Source organism: Stenotrophomonas sp. 99219_Sma (assembly GCF_056480785.1).
Genome location: NZ_CM151117.1, coordinates 763554 through 783755 on the forward strand (window position 1 = coordinate 763554; position 20202 = coordinate 783755).

Genomic DNA, 20202 nt, shown 5'->3' on the forward strand with positions numbered 1-20202 from the left:
CTTGCATAGGGGCAATGAAGGGCGCCGGAGCCTGCCGGTTCGGGTTCATCCGGCGGAGGCACCCGCAGAGGGGGTGATCAGGGCCTGGACATGGGCCACGCTGCACTCGGCCAGGGCCTGCAGGTCGTAGCCGCCCTCCAGCATCGAGACCACCCGGCCGGCGGCGTGACGGCGTGCCAGCGCATGCAGTTCACGGGTGATCCAGGCGAAATCGTCGGTCTCCAGCATCAGATCGGCCTGCGGGTCGCGCAGGTGGGCGTCGAAGCCGGCGGAGATCAGCAGCAGCTGCGGACGGAAGTCGTCGATGGCTGGCAGCATCTCGTCGGCCCAGACGTTGCGGAAGCGGAAGCCGCCGCTGCCCGGTGGCAACAGGATGTTCATCAGGTTGCCGGCACCGCGGTCGCGGCGCAGGCCGGAATTGGGGAACAGCCCGGCCTGGTGGGTGCTGTAGTAGGAGACCCGGGCATCGTGCTGGAAGATGTCCTGGGTGCCATTGCCGTGGTGGACGTCGAAGTCGACCACCGCGATACGCTCCAGGCCATGGCGGTCACGGGCATAGGCGGCAGCGATGGCGATGTTGTTCAGCAGGCAGAAGCCCATCGCCGTGCTGCTGGTGGCGTGGTGGCCCGGCGGGCGTACCGCGCAGAAGGCCAGCGGGTCCTCGCCCAGCATCACCGCATCGACCGCGGCCACGCCGGCACCGGCGGCGTGCACGGCGGCGCTGGCCGAGCCGGGCGAGGTCCAGGTGTCCATGTCCAGCTGGCGCAGCGGCGCGGTCTGCGGCTGCAGCACGAAGTCGAGCAGGGCGCTGTCGTGGACCCGGGTCAGTTCGCCGAACTTGGCCGGCGGCGCCTCGCGCCAGTCCAGCTGATCAGGGAAGGCGGCGTGCAGTGCGTCGAGTACGTACTGCAGGCGCTGCGGGCACTCCGGGTGGCCGGGGCCGGGGTCATGCAGCAGGCAGGACGGGTGGGTATAGACCAGCATCGTGCCGACTCAGCGCTGGCGCTGCTGTGGTTGCCACAGCGCTTCGCCGTGGCCATCGGCACGGGCCAGCACCCGGGCCAGCACGAACAGCAGGTCCGACAGCCGGTTGAGATACTGCAGCGCCTCGCTGCGCACGGCCTCGTGGCGGGCCAGGGTGACCGTCTCGCGCTCGGCGCGGCGGACGATGGTGCGGGCCAGATGGCAGCGCGCGGCGGCTTCGCCGCCGGCCGGCAGGATGAATTCCTTCAGCATCGGCAGGTCGGCGTTGTAATGGTCCAGCTGCTGTTCCAGGGCCGAGACGTCGGCGGCGTGGATCGCGGCATGGCCGGGAATGCACAGCTCGGCGCCCAGGTCGAACAACTGGTGCTGCAGATGCACCACCAGCGCGCGCACATCCTCGGGCAGGGGCGCGGCCAGCAGCAGGCCGAGCGCGGCATTGGCCTCGTCGACGGTGCCGTAGGACGCCACGCGGGCGTCATCCTTGGCTACGCGCTGGCCGTCGCCAAGGCCGGTACTGCCGTCGTCGCCGGTGCGGGTGTAGATGCGCGAGAGGCGATGACCCATGGCGCGGCTCAGTGGCGGATGTCGCGGCGGGCCTGCTGGAGCTTCAGCACCTGCTCCACGGCCAGCTGCAGGGCGGCGGCCAGCGCCACATAGATCGCCGTGGTGCGCAGGTAGGGCCCGAACCACTGCGCGTAGTTCTGTGCCCAGCCGGCCAGGGTCGGCTCGGCCACGTTGCGGCTGCTCCAGTAGAAACCGCCCTGTGCCAGCAGGTGGCAGACCGCCACCGAAGCGACCAGCAGCAGTGCGCCCTTGGCCAGTACCGGCCAGCGCGCGCTCTGGTAGTTGCGGCCCAGCAGCATGCCGCCGGCCCACAAAGAGAAGTAGGCCGGCAGCAGCAGCCAGTAGCCCGGCGACACGCAGTAGTGCTGCCAGAAATCCAGACCGCTGCTGCGGATCACGATCCAGTCCACCAGCACCGCGAACACCATCAGCAGCGGGAACGCCCAGCGCGTCCAGCGCGCCAGGTAGAAGCCACCGATGAAGAACACGGCCCAGGAGGCATCCGGAATGGCCGCGAAGTGATTGACCCGGGTCGCCGCCAGCAGCAGTACGAGTACGGACAGGACGAAGGCGCGGTTGGCGGTATCGGACATGGTGGGGGCCCGGAGCGGATTCAGGTTTCATTCTAGCCCGCCGCGCAGGTTGGCGCAGGTGCCGCCCGTTCGGCGTACAGTCGGGGCGAGCGCGTATCATGAACACATGAGTGAACGACATGACGTGCTGATTGTCGGTGGTGGCCTGGTGGGTGCCAGCCTGGCCATTGCCCTGGACCGCCTGGGCCGCGACGTGGGCCTGCTTGAGGCCAGCCCGGCCGGCGAGCTGCCTGCGGTGTTCGACCAGCGCAATCTCAGTTTCGCCGCTGCCACCGTCAATGCGCTGACCGCGCTGGGGGTGATGCAGAAGCTGGCGATGGCACCGGGCCCGATCCGGCGCATCCATGTCAGTCGTGCCGGCGATTTCGGCCGTGTGCAGCTCGAAGCGGCCGATTACGACCGGCCGTGGTTCGGCCAGGTGGTGGTCGCGCGCGATTTCGGCCAGGCGCTGGAAGCGCGCCTGCAGGAACTGCCGCGCCTGCGCCGTTACCGGCCGATGCGGTTCCTGGGGCTGGGTGAGGTGGTCGATGGTTACCGCCAGGTACGGGTGGCTGACCAGGCTGGCGAACGCGTGCTGCTGGCACGGTTGGTGGTGGGGGCCGATGGCACCACCAGCGGCGTGCGTGGCGCGCTGGGCATCGAAGTCGACCGCCATGATTTCCAGCAGACCCTGTTCGTGGCCCGCGTGCGCAGCCAGCGCGCGCCGGATGGCACCGCCTGGGAACGCTTCACCGATACCGGCCCAACCGCCCTGCTGCCGCGTGGCGATCGTCACTTCGGAACCGTGCACGGCGTAGCGCGCGACCAGGTCGATGCGGTGATGGCGTTGGACGATGCGGCCTGGCTGCAACGCCTGCAGAACGCGATCGGCTGGCGTGCCGGCCGCCTGCTTGAATCCGGCCCGCGCAGTGCCTACCCGCTCATCCAGGTGCTGGCGCGCGCGCTGGCCGGTGAGCGCACGGTGCTGCTCGGCAATGCCGCGCAGACCATCCATCCGCTGGGCGCACAGGGCTTCAACCTGGGCCTTCGCGATGCGCTGACCCTGGCCGAACTGCTGGAGGATGCGCATGAGGATGCCGGCAGCGATGCGCTGCTGAAGGCCTACGTCGCGCGCCGCGAGGAAGATCGCCGGCAGACGGTGGCGTTCTCCGGTGGGCTGGCACGATTGACCAGCAACCCGGCACCGCTGATGCGGCCGCTGCGCAGCCTCGGCCTGGTGGCCGCACAGCGCGCGTCGGTGCAGTCGATGCTGGTCGGTGGTGCGATGGGCTTCCGTGGTGACGTGCCGCGCCTGTGCCGCGGAGAAGCCGCATGAGCCGGCGCACGCGTCTTGATGTGGCCATCGTTGGTGGTGGCGTGGTCGGTGCCGCGTGTGCGCTGGCGCTGGCCGATGCCGGCCTGTCGGTTGCGCTGGTGGAAGGCCGCGAACCGGCACCGTGGCAGGCCGCACAGCCGGACCTGCGGGTGTTCGCCTTCGCCGCCGACAACGTGCAGCTGTTGAACCGCCTGGGTGTGTGGCCAGCCATCGCGCAGGCCCGCGCCTGGCCTTACCGGCGCATGCAGGTGTGGGATGCCGCGGGTGGCGAGGATCTGTTGTTCGACGCCGATCGCTTCGGCCGTCGTGAGCTGGGCTACATCGTCGAGAACGGCCTGCTGCAGGATCGCCTGTGGGCGGCGCTGCCGGCGGCGGGCGTGCAGCTGCACTGCCCGGCACGGGTGGAAGCGCTGGAACAGGATGAAGACGGCGTGCGCCTGCGGCTGGATGACGGGCGCCGCCTGGAAGCGGCGCTGGCGGTGGCCGCCGACGGTGCCGAGTCAACCCTGCGCCAGCTGGCCGGGATCGAGGTTGAAAAGCATGACTACCACCAGCGTGGCGTGGTGGCCTATGTGGACAGCGATCTTCCCAACCAGGCCACCGCATGGCAGCGCTTCCTGCCGACCGGGCCGCTGGCGCTGCTGCCGGTGGCCGAGCGCCGCAGTTCGATCGTCTGGACCCTGCCCGAGGATGAAGCGGCTCGCGTACTGGCCCTGGACGAGGACGCCTTCAACCGCGAACTGACCCGCGCCTTCGCCGCGCGCCTGGGCGAACTGCGATTGGCGTCACCGCGTGCGGCCTTCCCGCTGCGTCGCCAGCTGGCCCGTCACTACGTGGCTGGCCGCGTGCTGGCGCTGGGTGATGCTGCGCATGTGGTGCATCCGCTGGCCGGGCAGGGCGTGAACCTGGGCCTGCGCGATGTCGCCGCCCTGCAGCAGTGGCTGGCGCCGTCGGCCGAACGCCGCGGCCAGCCGCGGCTGTCGCCGCAGCGCCTGCAGCGCTGGGCACGCGAACGGCGCAGCGACAACCACATCGCCGCCTACAGTTTCGATGCGATCAATCGGCTGTTCTCCAACGACGAAATGCACCTGACCCTGGCCCGCGGCCGCGCGCTGGGCTGTGTCGGCAAATGGCCGCCGCTGGTGCAGGCGTTCTGGAAGCGCGCCGCCGGGGTCTGACCGGAATACAGGTCGCTCTGGCAGGTGCCAACGCCGCTCTGGTAGGTGCCAACCTTGGTTGGCACAAGGCTGGAAGTACCCTCGCCTCATCTGGGCCCAGGATGCCTGATGGATGTGCCAACCAAGGTTGGCACCTACCAGAAGCGGGCTCCGCTACCGCCGTTGATCCAGTAGATCCACGCCATGCGTGGATGAAGATCGCGCCGGTGGATCAATCAACCAGCCAACCAGCTAGGTCGGCACGATCCAGCTTGCCGCGACGCTTCACGTCCAACGCATTGAACTCATCGGCCAGCGCCGGATTGGCCTGCGCTTCCTCGCGGCTGATGAAGCCATCACCGTTCACATCCAGCGCGGCGAAGTGGATGCGGTACTGGCCGACCACGCTGCTCGGTTCCAGCGAACGCACGGTCACCTGTGCCTCGCCGGCTGGCCGTGCAATCTCGACGCTGCCGCTGACCCGGCCGGCATCCAGCGGTTGCTGGCGGATCGCGCCGCCGGTCGGGCCCAGTGGCTGGCTCTGTGCAGGGGTGTGCGGCAGCTGCTGGGCAATGGCCGGTGTGGCTGCCAGCACGGTGATCAGCATGGCGAGCGGGTGGTATCGCATGGTTCCCTTCCTCGGTAGCGCCGGGCCATGCCCGGCGGGCGCGATGGCCTCAGCGCAGCGGCGAGGCCAGCACCGTGATCTCTTCACGGTCGTGATACAGCTGCTTGGCACGTACCACCAGCGGCTTGCCGGCCTGCTCCTGGAACAGGTCCAGGCACAAGCGGGTTTCGTCCCAGCGCTTCTTCATCGGCAGCTTCAGATTGAAGATCGCGTGCCTGCACCAGCCTTCGCGGAACCAGGTGGCCATGCGTTCGGCCACGCGCCGCGGCTGCTCGACCATGTCGCAGACCATCCAGTCCAGCGGCTGTTCCGGGTGCCAGTGGAAGCCATCGGCACGCAGGTGCTCGACCAGGCCGGTGTCCAGCACGTGCTGGCGCAGCGGGCCGTTGTCGATGCTCAGCACGTGCATGTGCTGGCGCGTCAGCACCCAGGTCCAGCCGCCCGGTGCGGCACCCAGGTCGGCCGCGCGCATGCCGGGCCTGGCCAGCGCCTCGCGCTCTTCCGGGGTCAACAGGGTCAGCAGTGCTTCGTCCAGCTTCAGCGCCGAACGCGACGGCGCTTCGGGCAGCAGCTTCAATCGCGGGATGCCCAGTGCCCACGGCGCGCTGTCGGCCGGGTCGGCCACGCAGACGAAGGCGTGGGTGCCGTCGACGAACACCACGTGCAGGCGCGGCAGATGGTCGTTCGGCTTGTCGGTGAGCTTGCCGGCCTTGCGCAGCGCCGGGCGCAGCGCATTGCCGAAGGCACGGGCCAGCCCGGACAGCGGCTTGCCGGCGTCCGAATCGGGATGTTCCACCCACAGGTCGCCGAAGCGCGGCGCATCGGCCAGCACCTCCAGCATCGGGGTGATGCGGTCGGCCGGGTCCAGCTGCGGCAGCTCGGCCAGCACCACCAGCTTCTGCCGTGCGAAGATCAGTTCGCGCCAGCGCAGGCGCGGCGCCAGTGCCGCAGCTTCGTCGCACATGAACAGCACGTAGCCATCATTGCGCTGGGTGCGCGCGTAGCCGGCGAAACCGGCTTCACCGGCGCGGAACTGCAGTTCGCCGGCCAGCTCGGGCTCGAAGCCCTGCCGGCACAGGCACAGCAGGCCGATGCCGGCCTCAGTAACGGGCGCCATCGCTTTCCCCATAGGCGCGCAGCACGCTGCGTGCGGCGTCGCGGTTCAGGCCCTGCACCACTTCGATGCCGCGCTTGTTGAGTTCACCCACCCAGTCGGCCGGCAGCGGGCCTTCGTCGAACGGGGTCAGCTCTTCGACGTCGGCCGAGTTGGCACCGATCAGCAGGCGATCGATGCCGGCCCACACCGTGGCGCCGTAGCACTGGCAGCACGGCTGCGAGCTGGTGGCCAGGGTGACCGGCGACAGCACCGCGTTCAGGCGCGGGGTCTGCAGGCGCTGCTGGGCCAGCATGTAGGCCATGTTCTCGGCATGCGCCAGCGAGGTCGCGTGCGGCATCACCCGGTTCACGCCGGCGGCGATCACCTTGTCATCCGGGCCGAACACCACGGCGCCGAACGGGCCGCCACTGGCGTGCTCGACGTTCAGCCGCGACAGCTCGATCGCCAGCGCGACCTTGGCCTCATCGCCCGGATATCGACGATCCAGGTCGATCTGGTCGTGGATCCAGGCGGGAAGGGTCAGGTGGACTTGCGCGTACAGCATCGCGGGGGTGCCTCGTAATGGGATGGAAGAAGGTGCGGTTGCTTGGGAAACCGGCGCGCAGTGTAGCCGCACCGGCCTGTATCGGGTGTGGCGGTGGGTCAGCCCGGCGAGCCGGTGCGGATCACTACGTACTGCTTGCGGAACTCCAGCCCGGCCTGCGGCCAGCTGGCCGCGTAGGCGCGCAGCAGGGGCAGGGCGGCGGCGAAGTCGTGGCCGTTGACCCGGCAGTCGGCTTCGCACAGGCCGTCGGCATCGCGCGAGGCGAACAGGCGGATGGCGAGGAACTGGCGGGCTTTCAGCAGCTCATCGAAGGCCTCCATACTGCGGGTGAACAGGCAGCAGGGGCAGGAACCGTGGTCGTCCTCGCTGCAGGTGGAGGCATCCACCTCCTGTGCGCGGTAGTGCGCCAGCGGCCCCAGTACCACGGTGCGCTCGTGTTCCTCGCCATCGTCACCGGCCGGATAGGTCAGGCCCATCATCGGCAGGCCCTGCGCGTCTTCGGCGCCGATCGCGGTCTGCAGCGTCGCCAGGTCCACCCGCACCCAGGTCTGGAAGCCAGACAGCAGCGATGCCTGCTCATCGGCACCGTTGGCGTGCTGGTACTCGAACAGGCCATCGGCGAACAGCAGCGGATGCTGGCTCTCGATGACGGTAGATGTCTGCCAGCCGCCGTTGTCGCGCGCGTGCGCGGCCATCGCATGCGGGGTCAGGCGCAGGCCGCTGTCCAGCAGCAGCGCGTCGCCGTCGACGTGGCTGGCGATGCCGGCCTCCTGCAGGACCTGCTGCAGCAGCGGGAGGAGGGCGGTGGAGGTCGTGGTCATGTCAGGCCTGTGGATGGATGGGGTGGAACATCCAGGCAAGGCCTGGGGATCTAGCGGTCGAGCGCGTCAAGTTCGGCGCGATATCGCTGCGCGTCGGACTGCTGCTGCGGATCGTTGCCGTGGTCGCGCAGCCACGTTTCCAGTTCGCGGCGATAGTCCGCGCGGAAATCGGCATTGCCCGGGCTGAAGTGCAGCTTGCGCGCCGCCACTTCCACCCGCTCGCGCGCGCTGGCCCGGGCCTGGGCGATGCCGTGCGGCGATTCATTGGTGAGGATGACGAAGTTGCGCGGGAAACCCGGCGTGTACTTGACCACGAACGGCTGGTCGCGCGCCGGGATGCGGATCGCGTTCTCCAGCGGCCACAGCGAGGCGGTGTTGGTGTGGAACACCACCTCCACGTCGCGGCCCTCGGCCGTACGCAGCACCCCTTCGTAGCGCCAGATGTACTGCTCGTTGAGCGTGGAGCTGGTTCGCTCGGCCTTGACGATCACCGCTTCACCACGCTCGCCCACCACGTTGAGGAAGGTGGCGTTGAGGAAGTGGCCGAGGAACATGTTGAGCATCGCCAGCGGGAACACCACGATGGCGTAGCCCGGAAAGCGCCGCCACCACGAGACCAGCCCGGCCAGCACCATCGCTGCAAAGAACGTCAGCAGCGGATGCTGCGAGATGAACCAGAACAGGACGGAGAGGGCGGTGATCATTGTCGATGGCGTGCGGGCGCCGTGCTGGCGCCCGCGCAGGTCCTCAGGCCGACCAGGTATCGCGCAGGGTCACGCTGCGGTTGAACACCGGCTTGGCTTCGGTGTGGTCGCGGCGGTCGGCGACGAAGTAGCCGGTACGTTCGAACTGGAACGACTGCTCCGGCGCGGCGCTGGCCGCGGCCGGCTCGACATAGCCGGTGACGGTGCGGCGCGATTCCGGATTGAGGTAATCGCGGTAGGTCTTGCCTTCCGATTCATCATCCGGGTTCGGCACCGAGAACAGGCGGTCGTACAGGCGGATCTCGGCCGGCACGCCATGCACGGCGCTGACCCAGTGGATGGTGCCCTTGACCTTGCGGTTGGCGCCTTCCATGCCCGGACGCGATTCCGGATCCAGCCAGCCGCGCAGCTCGGTGATGGTGCCGCCGGCATCCTTGATCACTTCGTCGCAGCGGATGATGCCGGCGCCGCGCAGGCGCACTTCGCCACCCGGCACCAGGCGCTTCCAGCCCTTCGGCGGCACTTCGGCGAAGTCCTCGCGGTCGATCCACACTTCCCGTGCGAACGGCACTTCCCGGCTGCCGAAGCTCTCGTCTTTCGGGTGGTTGCTGAAGGTCAGCTGTTCTTCATGGCCCTCAGGCAGATTGGTCAGCACCAGCTTGACCGGATCGATCACTGCCATGCGGCGCGGCGCTGCACTGTCCAGGTCTTCGCGCAACGCGCCTTCCAGCACGCTGAAGTCGATCAGCGAGTTCTGCTTGCTGATGCCCACGCGCTCGGCGAACAGGCGCATCGCGGCCGGGGTGTAGCCACGGCGACGCAGGCCCTGCAGGGTCGGCATGCGCGGGTCTTCCCAGCCGTCCACCAGCTGCTCGGTGACCAGCGCCATCAGCTTGCGCTTGCTCATCACCGTGTAGTTGATGTTCAGGCGCGAGAACTCGATCTGGCGCGGCTTGGCGGCTTCGCGCGGCAGGCCGGCATCGACCAGCGGCTGGGTCAGCGCATCGTCATGGGCGAAATCAACGTTGTCCACGCACCAGTCGTACAGCGGGCGGTGGTCTTCGAACTCCAGCGTGCACAGCGAGTGGGTGATGCCCTCGATCGAATCACCCAGCGCGTGGGCGAAGTCGTACATCGGGTAGATCGGCCACGCGTTGCCGGTGTTCTGGTGCTCGACGTGCTTGATGCGGTACAGCGCCGGATCGCGCAGGTTGATGTTGCCGCTGGCCATGTCGATCTTCGCGCGCAGGGTGCGCGCGCCATCCGGGAATTCACCTGCGCGCATGCGGCGGAACAGATCGAGGTTTTCCTCGACGCTGCGGTCGCGCCACGGCGACGGGCGGCCCGGCTCGGTGAGGGTGCCGCGGTAGGCGCGCACTTCCTCGGCCGACAGGTCGCAGACATAGGCCTTGCCCTGTTCGATCAGCTTCTCGGCGGCCAGGTAGTAGGTCTGGAAATAGTCCGAGGCGTGGCGCAGTTCGTTCCAGCTGAAGCCCAGCCAGCGCACGTCGTCCTGGATCGCGGCCACGTATTCCGGGTCTTCCTTGGCCGGGTTGGTGTCATCGAAGCGCAGGTTGCAGACGCCGCTGAACTCGCCGGCGATGCCGAAGTTCAGGCAGATCGACTTGGCATGGCCGATGTGCAGGTAGCCGTTCGGTTCCGGCGGGAAACGGGTCTTGATCGCCTGGTGCTTTCCGCTGGCCAGGTCCTCGCGCACGATCTGGCGGATGAAATCGCGCTTTTCGTGGCTGTCGGCGGGGGTCTCGGGGCTGGCGGGGGTGTGCTCGGACATGAGTCGGCGAAAAGAAAGGCAGAAAGACCAACAGTCTAGCGCGTACCGGGCAGGGCTGCCCGGTGGGGCGTGGGGATGCCGGCCAGCGGCCGGCACTACCAACCCCTCTTCCGGTAGCGCCGGCCGCCGGCCGGCGGAATGTGGATCGCCGTGCAATTGGGTAGTGCCGGCCGCTGGCCGGCAGAACGGTCATGCGCCGTCACCACCACCATTCAGCCCCCGGGCGTATGCTGGAATCCTGTCCCACGGAGCTGCCGCATGCACATCGTGTACAAGGCCGACAACCTGTTCGACGCCCACCTGGTCAAGCACGCGCTGGAGGATGCCGGCATCCCGGCCTTCGTGTTCGGCGAGTCGTTGCTGGGTGGCATGGGCGAGCTGCCGCTGTTCGGCGTGCTGCGGGTGGGCATCCCTGATGCGGCACGGCCGCAGGCCGAGGACATCGTGGCGGCGCTGGACTTGGGCCAGGCGCCGGACGCCCCCATTTCCGATGCAGACGACATAGCCGGCCTTCCGGCGTAGGAGCGCATCATGTTGGGAATTGGCCAGGGCATCCTCGGCATCGGCGCCTTCAAGCAGCGCCTGCCGCGCCCGGAAGAGGCGCTGCCGGGGCGCGATCAACCGCTGCCGCTGCACAGCAACCAGCACTTCGTGAACAGCCATCCGCTGAAGGACCGTTTCGCCGGCCTGCAGCAGATCCGCTTCGCGCTGGGCTGCTTCTGGGGCGCCGAGCGCAAGTTCTGGACCGAACCGGGCGTGTACAGCACATCGGTGGGCTATGCCGGCGGCATCACCCCGAACCCGACCTATGAAGAGGTGTGCTCGGGCCTGACCGGCCACACCGAAGTGGTGCAGGTGGTGTTCGACCCGGCGGTGGTGAGCCTGGAGCGGCTGCTGCAGCTGTTCTGGGAAAGCCACGACCCGACCCAGGGCATGCGCCAGGGCAACGACACCGGCACCCAGTACCGTTCGGCGATCCACGCCACCGACGAGGCGCAGTACGCTGCCGCGCTGGCCAGCCGCGAGGCCTACCAGGCGCAGTTGGCCGCAGCCGGCTACGGGGTGATCACCACCGAGATCGAGTACCCGGCACCGGCGTACTACTACGCCGAGGACTATCACCAGCAGTACCTGGCGAAGAATCCGAACGGCTACTGCGGTATCGGCGGCACCGGGGTGAGCTGCCCGATCGGGTTGGATGTGGAGGCGCCGCGCTGACGCGCGGTGGTCCGCCTGCGGCGGGCAGAATCTACGGCAGAAGCCAAAGCCAAAGCGGCTCTGCGTTTCTGCGGGTTGGGCGGGGCGGTGTGGGTTGTCAGGACGCGCCGTAAACCCGTCCTTGGGGGCTCGATGGCGCCATCCATGGCGCCAACGGTCCTGCCAACCCACACCGCCCCACCTCCGAGAGTTTCCCGGTGACGGTGGGCAAGAGCATGGGTTACTGACGAACTGAAAGAAAACAAAAAGGACGCGGCCTTCGCCGCGTCCTTTTTGTTTGATCGTGCATTGCCCTTGTAGCCGAGCCATGCTCGGCTGCGAGCAAGCGAAGCGCGCGACCCGCTTTGCTCTTCTTTCTTTCATCCGTGGCGGGCGGCCGCCGGAAACTGTCAGAGGGCGGGCGGGTTGGGTTCGCGGGAGTGTCCGCCGCATGGATGCGGCGGCCAAGCCTCCAGGGACGGATTCACGGCGTCTCCCGCGAACCCAACCCGCCCGACCCAGCGCGGCTTTCGCTCTTGCTTCAACGCGACCAAGCCCCCGCCACGAGGGGCTCAGCCGTTCGCCGGAATCACAGTTCCGAACGAATGCGCTCGCGCAGCGCCTGCAGATCCTTGGCAAACGCATCGATGCCGGTCGCCAGCTTCTCGGTCGCCATCGGATCGGCCGCCAGATCCGCCGCGAACTTCGCCGCGTCGATCGGGGTCACGGGCACGCCATCCGCCGCACCGGCCACCAGCTTGCGCGGCAGCTCGCCGTGGTCGGCGTCCAACTTCTCCAGCAGGTCCGGCGAAATCGTCAGGCGGTCGCAGCCGGCCAGCGCTTCGATCTGCGCGGTCGAACGGAACGAGGCGCCCATCACCACCGTCGGCGAACCGCGGCGCTTGAATTCGGCATACACGCCGCGCACGAACTTCACGCCCGGGTCTTCATCGATGTTGGCCGGGGTCTGGCCGTTGGCCACGTACCAGTCCAGGATGCGGCCGACGAACGGCGAGATCAGGAACGCGCCGGCTTCGCTGCAGGCCAGCGCCTGGGTCGGGTTGAAGATCAGGGTCAGGTTGCAGTCGATGCCCTCGGCCTGCAGGATGCGCGCGGCTTCCACGCCTTCCCAGGTCGCGGCGATCTTGATCAGGATCTTCTCGCGCGGCACGCCGGCATCGGCGTACATCTGGATGAACTGGCGGGCCTTGGCTACGGTGGCAGCGGTGTCGTGGGCCTGGTCGGCATCCACTTCGGTGGACACGCGGCCCGGCACCAGCGTGCTCAGCAGCGCGCCGACGCCGATGGTCAGGCGGTCGGCCACGGCGTGCACCACGGCTTCGCGGTCGCCACTCTGCTGGCGGCCCCAGGCCAGTTCGCGTTCGATCAGCTCGGCGTAGACCGGAAGGTCCAGCGCCTTCTTCACCAGGGTCGGGTTGGTGGTGCAGTCCACCGGCTGCAGGCGCTTGATCGCCTCGTAGTCACCGGTATCGGCAACGACCACGGACAGTTCGCGCAGCTGGGACAGTTTGGACGGGGTACTCATTACGGCTCCTGGTGCAGGGGGATCGAATCGCGCGCGGTGCGCAGCGGTAATCAGGGGCGGTCGTTGTGGACCGCGGTCACGCGCAGGCGCAGCTTGCGGCCGCCGGGCGCGTTCCAGTCGATGCTCTGGCCGATCGAAAGGCCGAGCAGGGCACTGCCGACCGGGGCCAGCACGGAAACCTTGCCTTCATCGACGTTGGCTTCGCGGGGGAAGACCAGGGTCAGGACGTGCTTCTCGCCCGACACTTCATCTTCGCACTCCACGCGCGAATGCATCATGACGATGCCTTCGGGAATCTGGTCCGGTGCCAGCACGGTGGCACGGTTGAGTTCTTCAGCAAGCGCGAGCGCGGCAGGCGTCTGGCTCAGCGCAGGGGATTCGAGCATGGCGTCCAGGCGGTCCATGTCGAAGGTGGAAACGGTGATCGACGGCGGCAGGCCGCTGGCGGTACTCATGGTGAAGCTCCTTGGTTGAAAGCCATGCAAAAGGCGGCACCTGCTGGCGCCGCCTGACTGTATTGTGGGGACAAATGCGACCGGAATCGACTCCTGCCGATTCCAGGCCGGTGCTGCGGGGGTTCAGCCGTTCAGCGCGGGGCCGGGCAGGGCGGTCGTGTCGCCGGCGGCGTTGACCGCTTCCAGGGTGAACAGCGCCTGCGGCAGGCGCTTGAACTGATCGGCCAGCTCCATCAGGAAGTCGTTCATGGCCGAGCTGCGGCGCCAGATCATGGCGATGCGGCGGCTGGGGCGGCCTTCGCCGGTGAAGTCGAGCAGGCGGATGTTGTTCGAGCGCGGCACCGGCGGCTGCACTGACAGGCTTGGCAGCAGGGTGATGCCGACGTCGGCGGCGACCATCTGCCGCAGGGTTTCCAGGCTGGTGGCGCGGAACTCGGACTTCTCGTTGGCACCGAACAGGCGGCAGACTTCCAGTGCCTGATCGCGCAGGCAATGGCCATCTTCCAGCAGCAGCAGCTTCTGCGTGGCCAGCTCCTGCACGTCCAGGTGTTCGCGACGGGCCAGCGGGTGGCGCCCGGATACGGCCAGCAGGAAGGGTTCCTCGAACAGAAACTCGGCATGCAGCTGGTCGTCGATCACCGGCAGGGCCAGCAGTGCAGCGTCGAGCTTGCCTTCGCGCAGGCGGTCCAGCAGCACATCGCTCTTTTCCTCGACCAGCAGCAGTTCCAGCTCCGGGAAGCGATCGCGGATGCGCGGAATCACATGCGGCAGCAGGTACGGGCCCAGGGTCGGGAAGATCCCCAGGCGCACCGTACCGGCTTCCGGATCGCGACTGCGACGTGCCGCTTCCTTCAGCTGTTCCACTTCGGACACGATCACCCGTGCCCGTGCTGCTGCTTCCTGGCCGGCCGGGGTCAGCATCACCTTGCGCGGTGCACGTTCCACCAGCGGCAGGCCCAGCTCTTCTTCCAGCTTGCGGATCTGCGTGGACAGCGTCGGCTGGCTGACGAAGCAGGAGGCGGCAGCCCGGCCGAAATGCTTGTGGTCGGCCAGGGCTACCAGGTACTTCAGATCACGTAGGTTCATCCTTACACCCCAGGGGTAACGGACCGGCTGACGGCATGGTTACCCGACAGGCAGACAATATTCCCGGTGATCTGGGAACGATGGATCAGGCAGCTTCAGCAACGGCACCGCTGCTGCTGCTCACCGACGAGCGGATCAGGTGGTCGAACGCGCTCAGTGCGGCGGTCGAACCGGCGCCCATGGCAATGATGATCTGCTTGTAGGGTACCGTCGTGCAATCGCCAGCAGCGAACACGCCCGGCAGGTTGGTCTGGCCGCGGTCATCGATGACGACCTCGCCACGCGGCGACAGCGCCACGGTGTCCTTCAGCCACTCGGTATTGGGCAGCAGGCCGATCTGCACGAAGATGCCTTCCAGCTCGACGCGGTGGGCGTCGCCGCCGACACGGTCCTTGTAGACCAGGCCGGTGACACGGCTGCCGTCGCCCAGCACTTCGGTGGTCTGTGCGCTGGTCAGCACGGTGACGTTGGCCAGGCTGCGCAGTTTCTTCTGCAGCACTTCGTCGGCGCGCAGGCTGGAATCGAACTCCAGCAGGGTTACATGCGACACGATGCCGGCCAGATCGATGGCCGCTTCCACGCCGGAGTTGCCGCCGCCGATCACCGCCACGCGCTTGCCCTTGAACAGCGGACCATCGCAGTGCGGGCAGTAGGCCACGCCCTTGTTGCGGTACTGGTCTTCGCCCGGCACGTTCATCTGGCGCCAGCGTGCGCCGGTGGACAGGATCACCGAACGCGACTTCAGCACCGCGCCGTTTTCCAGCTGCACCTGCACCAGGCCGTCTTCACCGGCCGGCACCAGCGCACTGGCGCGCTGCAGGTTCATGATGTCCACCTCGTACTCGCGCACGTGCTGTTCCAGCGCCGTGGCCAGCTTCGGGCCTTCGGTCTCCTTCACCGAAATGAAGTTCTCGATCGCCATGGTGTCCAGCACCTGGCCACCGAAACGCTCGGCGGCGATACCGGTGCGGATGCCCTTGCGTGCGGCATAGATCGCCGCTGCCGCGCCAGCCGGGCCACCGCCGACCACCAGCACGTCGAAAGCGTCCTTGGCGGCGATCTTCTCGGCATCGCGCTTGCTGGCATTGGTGTCCAGCTTGGCCACGATCTGCTCGAGGGTCATGCGGCCCTGGTCGAAGACTTCACCGTTGAGGTACACGGTCGGCACCGACATGATCTCGCGCTGCTCGACTTCGTCCTGGAACAGGGCACCGTCGATGGCCACGTGCTGGATGCGCGGGTTGAGTACCGCGGCCAGGTTCAGTGCCTGCACCACGTCCGGGCAGTTCTGGCAGGACAGCGAGAAGTAGGTTTCGAACTTGTATTCACCTTCCAGGTTCTGCACCTGCTCGATCAGCTCGGCGGTGGCCTTGGACGGGTGGCCGCCGACCTGCAGCAGCGCCAGCACCAGCGAGGTGAACTCGTGGCCCATCGGCAGGCCGGCGAAGGTCAGGTGGATATCCTGGCCCGGGGTGCTCAGGTCGAAGGACGGCACGCGGCCCTGGCCATCGCGCAGCACCTGCAGCGAGATCTTGTCCGACAGGCTGTCCAGGGTCTGCAGCAGTTCCAGCATTTCCTGCGACTTGGCGCCGTCGTCGGCGTGCGCGGTGATCTGGATCGGGCGGGTCACGCGCTCCAGATAGGTCTTCAGCTGCGACTGCAGGTTGGCGTCCAACATCGGGTCATCTCCTGGCTTCAGGCAAACAGGGGGCGTGGCACCGCTGTAGAAGGTAGCGGACCAGCAGGGGGTAGGGGTGAACCCAAGACAGCGACCGTGGAAGGGGCTGGCTGGCCAAGGCGGGCGAGCGTTGGCTGTCTTGGGTTCACCCCCACGCCGGTGGGGGGACCGGCACGGGGATGAAAGGCGCGCCGTGGCGTGGGGCCACGGCAGGCCGGTACCGCTTTAGATCTTGCCGACCAGGTCCAGCGACGGGGTCAGGGTCTTCTCGCCTTCCTTCCACTTGGCCGGGCACACCTGGTTCGGGTTGGCGGCGGTGAACTGGGCAGCCTTCAGCTTGCGCAGGGTTTCGGAGACGTCACGGGCGATCTCGTTGGAGTGGATCTCCAGGGTCTTGATCACGCCTTCCGGGTTGATGATGAAGGTGCCGCGCAGGGCCAGGCCTTCTTCCGGAATGTGCACGCCGAAGGCGTTGGTCAGCTGGTGGGTCGGGTCGCCAACCAGCGGGAACTGGGCCTTGCCGACGGCCGGCGAGGTTTCGTGCCACACCTTGTGCGAGAAGTGGGTGTCGGTGGTGACGATGTAGACCTCGGCGCCGGCCTTCTTGAACTCGGCGTAATGGTCAGCGGCGTCTTCGATCTCGGTCGGGCAGTTGAAGGTGAAGGCGGCCGGCATGAAGATCAGGACCGACCACTGGCCCTTCAGGGTGCTGTCGGAAACCTTGATGAACTCGCCATTCAGGTAAGCATTGGCTTCGAACGGCTGGATCTGGGTGTTGATCAGGGACATCGTTTTTCCTCTGGGTGAAGGGGAGTGGGTGAATCGACAGGACCTAGAGTACCGACTCGCTATCGATAAGAACAATCCATTGATTGCATCTATTTGATAGATGTAGTCTATCAAAATGCACTGAGCAGGCACTGAACCCGGACGCTTTCATCCTGCAACTGCCTGTGTGACAAGGAAAATCTTCCGGAACGGCTGAATAGGGCCAATAGTCCCTCCTTATCTGCTCGGGCAGAACCTGAACGGATTGCAGCCTTTTGTAGAGTCGAGTCATGCTCGACTGCGGACCTGTGGATGTGTAGCTCGACTGCGGCAGAAGCAGCCGAGCATGGGCTCCGCTCTACAATTGCGGCATGCTTTCCCAAACCGAACCCACCCTGCGCCAGATCGTGGCCGAGGCCAGTGCCCGCCTCGGCGGCGTCGAGGCCCGCCACGAGGCCGAACTGCTGCTGCTGCATGTGCTGGAGCGCCCGCGCAGCTGGCTGTTCGCGCATGCCACCGATCCGCTGGCCGCCGCCGACCTGGCCGCCTTCGAAGCGTTGCTGGCCCGCCGCGTGGCCGGTGAGCCGGTGGCCTACCTGACCGGCCGCCGCGGTTTCTGGACGCTGGACCTGGAGGTCGACTCGGCCACGCTGATCCCGCGTCCGGAAACCGAGCTGCTGGTCGAGCTGGCGCTGGAGCGGCTGCCGCCAGACCAATCGCTGCAGCTGGCTGACCTGGGCACCGGCAGCGGTGCGATTGCACTTGCACTGGCCACCGAACGGCCCCAAGCGCAGGTGCTGGCTACCGATGCCAGCCCGGGCGCGCTGGCCGTGGCCGCGCGCAATGCTGCGCGCCATGAACTGCGCAACGTCCGCTTCGCCGAGGGCGGGCACGACTGGTATGCGCCACTGCAGGGTGCACGCTTCGACCTGATTGCCAGCAACCCGCCATACATCGCCAGCGATGATCCGCACCTGGCACAGGGCGACCTGCGTTTTGAACCGGCCACCGCGCTGGCCTCCGGCGTGGACGGGCTGGATGACATCCGCCGCATCGTCGACGGTGGCCAGGCCCATCTGCTGCCCGGCGGTTGGCTGCTGATCGAGCACGGTTGGGATCAGGGCGCGGCGATCCGCGCGCTGTTCGATGCGGCGGGTTTTGCGGAAGTACAGACCGTGCAGGATCTGGAGCAGCGCGACCGCATCACCCTGGGCCGGCGTCCGGCCTAGAATGGAGGTTCTCCTGCCCCGGCAGGGCATCACCCTGGAGCTGCAAGCATGCGTACGCTGTACCCCGCCATCACCCCCTACGACGTCGGCACCCTGAAGGTCGACGACCGCCACACGCTGTACTTCGAACAGTGCGGCAACCCGGACGGCAAGCCGGTGGTGATGCTGCACGGTGGCCCGGGCGGCGGCTGCAGCGACAAGATGCGCCAGTTCCACGACCCGTCCAAGTACCGCATCATCCTGTTCGACCAGCGCGGTGCCGGCCGTTCCACCCCGCACGCGGACCTGGTGGACAACACCACCTGGGACCTCGTCGCCGATATCGAGAAGCTGCGCGAGCACCTCAAGGTTGATCGCTGGCAGGTGTTCGGCGGCAGCTGGGGTTCGACCCTGGCACTGGCCTATGCCGAAACCCACCCGCAGCGCGTGACCGAACTGGTCCTGCGCGGCATCTTCATGCTGCGTCGCTGGGAACTGGAATGGTTCTACCAGGAAGGCGCCAACCGCTTGTTCCCGGATGCGTGGGAGCACTACCTCAAGCCGATTCCGTCGGTGGAGCGTCATGACCTGATCTCGGCCTTCCACCGCCGCCTGACCAGCGAAGACGAAACCACCCGCCTGGAAGCGGCCAAAGCCTGGGCGGTGTGGGAAGGCGCGACCAGCTTCCTGCACGTCGATGATGACTTCATCAACAGCCACGAAGACCCGCATTTTGCGCTGGCGTTTGCCCGCATCGAGAACCACTACTTCGTCAACGGCGGCTTCTTCGAGGTGGAAGACCAGCTGCTGCGCGACGCGCACCGCATCGCTGACATTCCCGGCGTGATCGTGCACGGCCGCTACGACGTGGTCTGCCCGCTGGCCAACGCCTGGGACCTGACCAAGGTGTGGCCGAAGGCGAAGCTGGAAATCACGCCGGCCTCGGGCCACTCGGCGTTCGAAGCCGAGAACGTGGACGCACTGGTGCGCGCCACCGATAGCTTCGCCTGATCGGTAACGCCGGGCCATGCCCGGCGCTACCGGCCCTCATCCACGCATGGCGTGGATCTACCGCAGCCTGGTAGTGCCGGCCGCTGGCCGGCAACCCGGAAACGGTTGGATGCGCGCAGACGCCGGCCAGCGGCCGGCGCTACCACTGCCCGGCCAGCAACGCGTCGGCCAGTACCTGCAGCTTCGGCGAATGCTGGCGCGACGGTGGGTAGATCAACGACAGTTCGCGGCTGCGGCCTTCGAACGGCTGCAGCACGCGCTGCAGGCGGCCATCGGCCAAGGCGTCGGCCACGGCGAAATCCATCACCTGCACGATGCCGATACCGGCGATGGCCGCTTCCACCAGCGGATCGCCGCTGTCGAACACAATCCGCGTCGGCGGCGTGAACTCGCGCAGTTGCCCGTCCTGCAGGAGCTGCCAGTCCACCAGCCGGCCACTGCGCAGGTTGCGCACCGCCAGGCAGGCATGATCCTGCAGCGCGGACACATCGTCCGGTGCGCCGCAACGGGCCAGATAGGCGGGGCTGGCCACCGTCACCCAGCGCAGCGGTCGCAATGGCCGCGCGACGATGCGCTGGTCGGCGATGACGCCGGTGCGCAGCGCGGCATCGAAGCCTTCCTCGACCAGATCGACCAGACGGTCGCTGAGCACCGCTTCCACCTGCAGCTGCGGATGCTGTTGCAGCAACGGCGCCAGCATCGGCACCAGCACCTTGCGCCCGAACATCGACGGCGCACTGATCTTCAACGTGCCCGAGGGCGTGCACGGACGGTCGGCCAGTTGCCGCTCGGCATCGTCCAGGCCGGCCAGCAGCGGTGCCACCTGTTCGACGAATTGGCGGCCATCCGGGGTCAGCGCCACATTGCGGGTGTTCCGCTGCAGCAGCTTCACCCCCAGCGTGGCTTCCAGCCTTCCGATCGCGCGCGACAGGCCGGACTGGCTCAGGCCCAGCTGGCCGGCGGCCACGGTGAAACTGCGCGCTTCGGCCACCTGCACCAGCATGCGCACCGCATTGAGGTCCATCGAGGCTCCA

At 67.6% G+C, this 20202-nt stretch carries 21 protein-coding genes; 6 read left to right on the forward strand and 15 right to left on the reverse strand.

The annotated features are described in order from the left end of the window. Positions 1-45: 45 nt before the first annotated feature. From ACZK13_RS03415 to ACZK13_RS03425, 3 genes are read right to left on the reverse strand one after another with little or no spacing between them, the layout of a single operon-like run. Positions 46-984, reverse strand: coding sequence for a histone deacetylase family protein (locus tag ACZK13_RS03415; RefSeq protein ID WP_032129908.1), 939 nt, complete (start codon positions 982-984; stop codon positions 46-48). Positions 985-993: 9 nt separating this feature from the next. Then, positions 994-1548, reverse strand: coding sequence for a cob(I)yrinic acid a,c-diamide adenosyltransferase (locus tag ACZK13_RS03420; RefSeq protein WP_049460916.1), 555 nt, complete (start codon positions 1546-1548; stop codon positions 994-996). A gap of 8 nt (positions 1549-1556) precedes the next feature. Further along, entirely contained in the window at positions 1557-2141 is a 585-nt protein-coding gene (locus tag ACZK13_RS03425) for a hypothetical protein (RefSeq protein WP_019338105.1), read from the reverse strand. 106 nt (positions 2142-2247) lie between these two features. Between ACZK13_RS03425 and ubiH the strand changes: the two genes are divergently transcribed. Next, entirely contained in the window at positions 2248-3456 is a 1209-nt protein-coding gene (ubiH, locus tag ACZK13_RS03430; protein WP_293798322.1) for a 2-octaprenyl-6-methoxyphenyl hydroxylase, read from the forward strand. Then, positions 3453-4634, forward strand: coding sequence for a UbiH/UbiF family hydroxylase (locus ACZK13_RS03435; protein WP_049398145.1), 1182 nt, complete (start codon positions 3453-3455; stop codon positions 4632-4634). The genes ubiH and ACZK13_RS03435 overlap by 4 nt, the downstream gene beginning before the upstream one ends. A gap of 211 nt (positions 4635-4845) precedes the next feature. Here the strand turns inward: ACZK13_RS03435 and ACZK13_RS03440 are convergent, their stop codons facing one another. The 6 genes from ACZK13_RS03440 to ACZK13_RS03465 form a co-directional block, all read right to left on the reverse strand. After that, complete coding sequence (locus ACZK13_RS03440; protein WP_478445450.1) at positions 4846-5241, reverse strand: EF-hand domain-containing protein; 396 nt, start codon at positions 5239-5241, stop codon at positions 4846-4848. 49 nt (positions 5242-5290) lie between these two features. Beyond that, the gene (rlmM, locus tag ACZK13_RS03445) at positions 5291-6358 is read right to left on the reverse strand and encodes a 23S rRNA (cytidine(2498)-2'-O)-methyltransferase RlmM (RefSeq protein WP_478482261.1); all 1068 of its coding nucleotides are present in this window, start codon (positions 6356-6358) and stop codon (positions 5291-5293) included. Then, positions 6342-6902 carry a nucleoside deaminase gene (locus ACZK13_RS03450; protein WP_004154307.1) on the reverse strand — a complete coding sequence of 187 codons (561 nt, stop codon included), beginning with the start codon at positions 6900-6902 and terminating at the stop codon, positions 6342-6344. Before ACZK13_RS03450 ends, rlmM begins: the two co-directional genes overlap by 17 nt. 98 nt (positions 6903-7000) lie before the next feature. Beyond that, positions 7001-7723, reverse strand: a complete 723-nt coding sequence (locus ACZK13_RS03455) for a DUF6348 family protein (protein WP_125895686.1) — start codon at positions 7721-7723, stop codon at positions 7001-7003. A 50-nt stretch (positions 7724-7773) separates the two neighbouring features. Then, entirely contained in the window at positions 7774-8427 is a 654-nt protein-coding gene (locus ACZK13_RS03460; RefSeq protein WP_478482262.1) for a hypothetical protein, read from the reverse strand. Positions 8428-8470: 43 nt separating this feature from the next. Further along, positions 8471-10219: a glutamine--tRNA ligase/YqeY domain fusion protein gene (locus tag ACZK13_RS03465; RefSeq protein ID WP_478482263.1), complete on the reverse strand. Its 1749-nt coding sequence runs from the start codon at positions 10217-10219 to the stop codon at positions 8471-8473. Between the two features lie 258 nt (positions 10220-10477). Between ACZK13_RS03465 and ACZK13_RS03470 the strand changes: the two genes are divergently transcribed. Together ACZK13_RS03470 and msrA are read left to right on the forward strand one after the other, a co-directional pair. Next, complete coding sequence (locus tag ACZK13_RS03470) at positions 10478-10741, forward strand: putative signal transducing protein (RefSeq protein WP_285303320.1); 264 nt, start codon at positions 10478-10480, stop codon at positions 10739-10741. Positions 10742-10771: 30 nt separating this feature from the next. Further along, positions 10772-11437 (forward strand): peptide-methionine (S)-S-oxide reductase MsrA, encoded by a 666-nt coding sequence (msrA, locus tag ACZK13_RS03475; protein ID WP_279943243.1) that lies wholly within the window; start codon positions 10772-10774, stop codon positions 11435-11437. A 568-nt stretch (positions 11438-12005) separates the two neighbouring features. Here the strand turns inward: msrA and ACZK13_RS03480 are convergent. The 5 genes from ACZK13_RS03480 to ahpC all read right to left on the reverse strand — a co-directional run bounded on the left by ACZK13_RS03480 (position 12006) and on the right by ahpC (position 16970). After that, on the reverse strand, positions 12006-12962 hold the full coding sequence (locus ACZK13_RS03480; RefSeq protein WP_478482264.1) for a transaldolase: 957 nt from the start codon (positions 12960-12962) through the stop codon (positions 12006-12008). 50 nt (positions 12963-13012) lie between these two features. Next, the gene (rnk, locus tag ACZK13_RS03485; protein WP_005408156.1) at positions 13013-13417 is read right to left on the reverse strand and encodes a nucleoside diphosphate kinase regulator; all 405 of its coding nucleotides are present in this window, start codon (positions 13415-13417) and stop codon (positions 13013-13015) included. A gap of 123 nt (positions 13418-13540) precedes the next feature. Further along, positions 13541-14503, reverse strand: a complete 963-nt coding sequence (locus ACZK13_RS03490; RefSeq protein ID WP_032129919.1) for a LysR substrate-binding domain-containing protein — start codon at positions 14501-14503, stop codon at positions 13541-13543. An 85-nt stretch (positions 14504-14588) separates the two neighbouring features. Continuing rightward, positions 14589-16181: an alkyl hydroperoxide reductase subunit F gene (gene ahpF / locus ACZK13_RS03495; protein WP_478482265.1), complete on the reverse strand. Its 1593-nt coding sequence runs from the start codon at positions 16179-16181 to the stop codon at positions 14589-14591. A 225-nt stretch (positions 16182-16406) separates the two neighbouring features. Continuing rightward, entirely contained in the window at positions 16407-16970 is a 564-nt protein-coding gene (gene ahpC, locus ACZK13_RS03500) for an alkyl hydroperoxide reductase subunit C (protein WP_004144811.1), read from the reverse strand. Positions 16971-17320: 350 nt separating this feature from the next. Between ahpC and prmC the strand changes: the two genes are divergently transcribed. Further along, positions 17321-18178, forward strand: a complete 858-nt coding sequence (gene prmC, locus ACZK13_RS03505; protein WP_346487219.1) for a peptide chain release factor N(5)-glutamine methyltransferase — start codon at positions 17321-17323, stop codon at positions 18176-18178. Between the two features lie 48 nt (positions 18179-18226). Then, positions 18227-19168: a prolyl aminopeptidase gene (gene pip / locus ACZK13_RS03510; protein WP_032130095.1), complete on the forward strand. Its 942-nt coding sequence runs from the start codon at positions 18227-18229 to the stop codon at positions 19166-19168. A gap of 139 nt (positions 19169-19307) precedes the next feature. Here the strand turns inward: pip and ACZK13_RS03515 are convergent, their stop codons facing one another. After that, positions 19308-20192: a LysR family transcriptional regulator gene (locus ACZK13_RS03515; protein WP_478482507.1), complete on the reverse strand. Its 885-nt coding sequence runs from the start codon at positions 20190-20192 to the stop codon at positions 19308-19310. Positions 20193-20202: the final 10 nt, after the last annotated feature.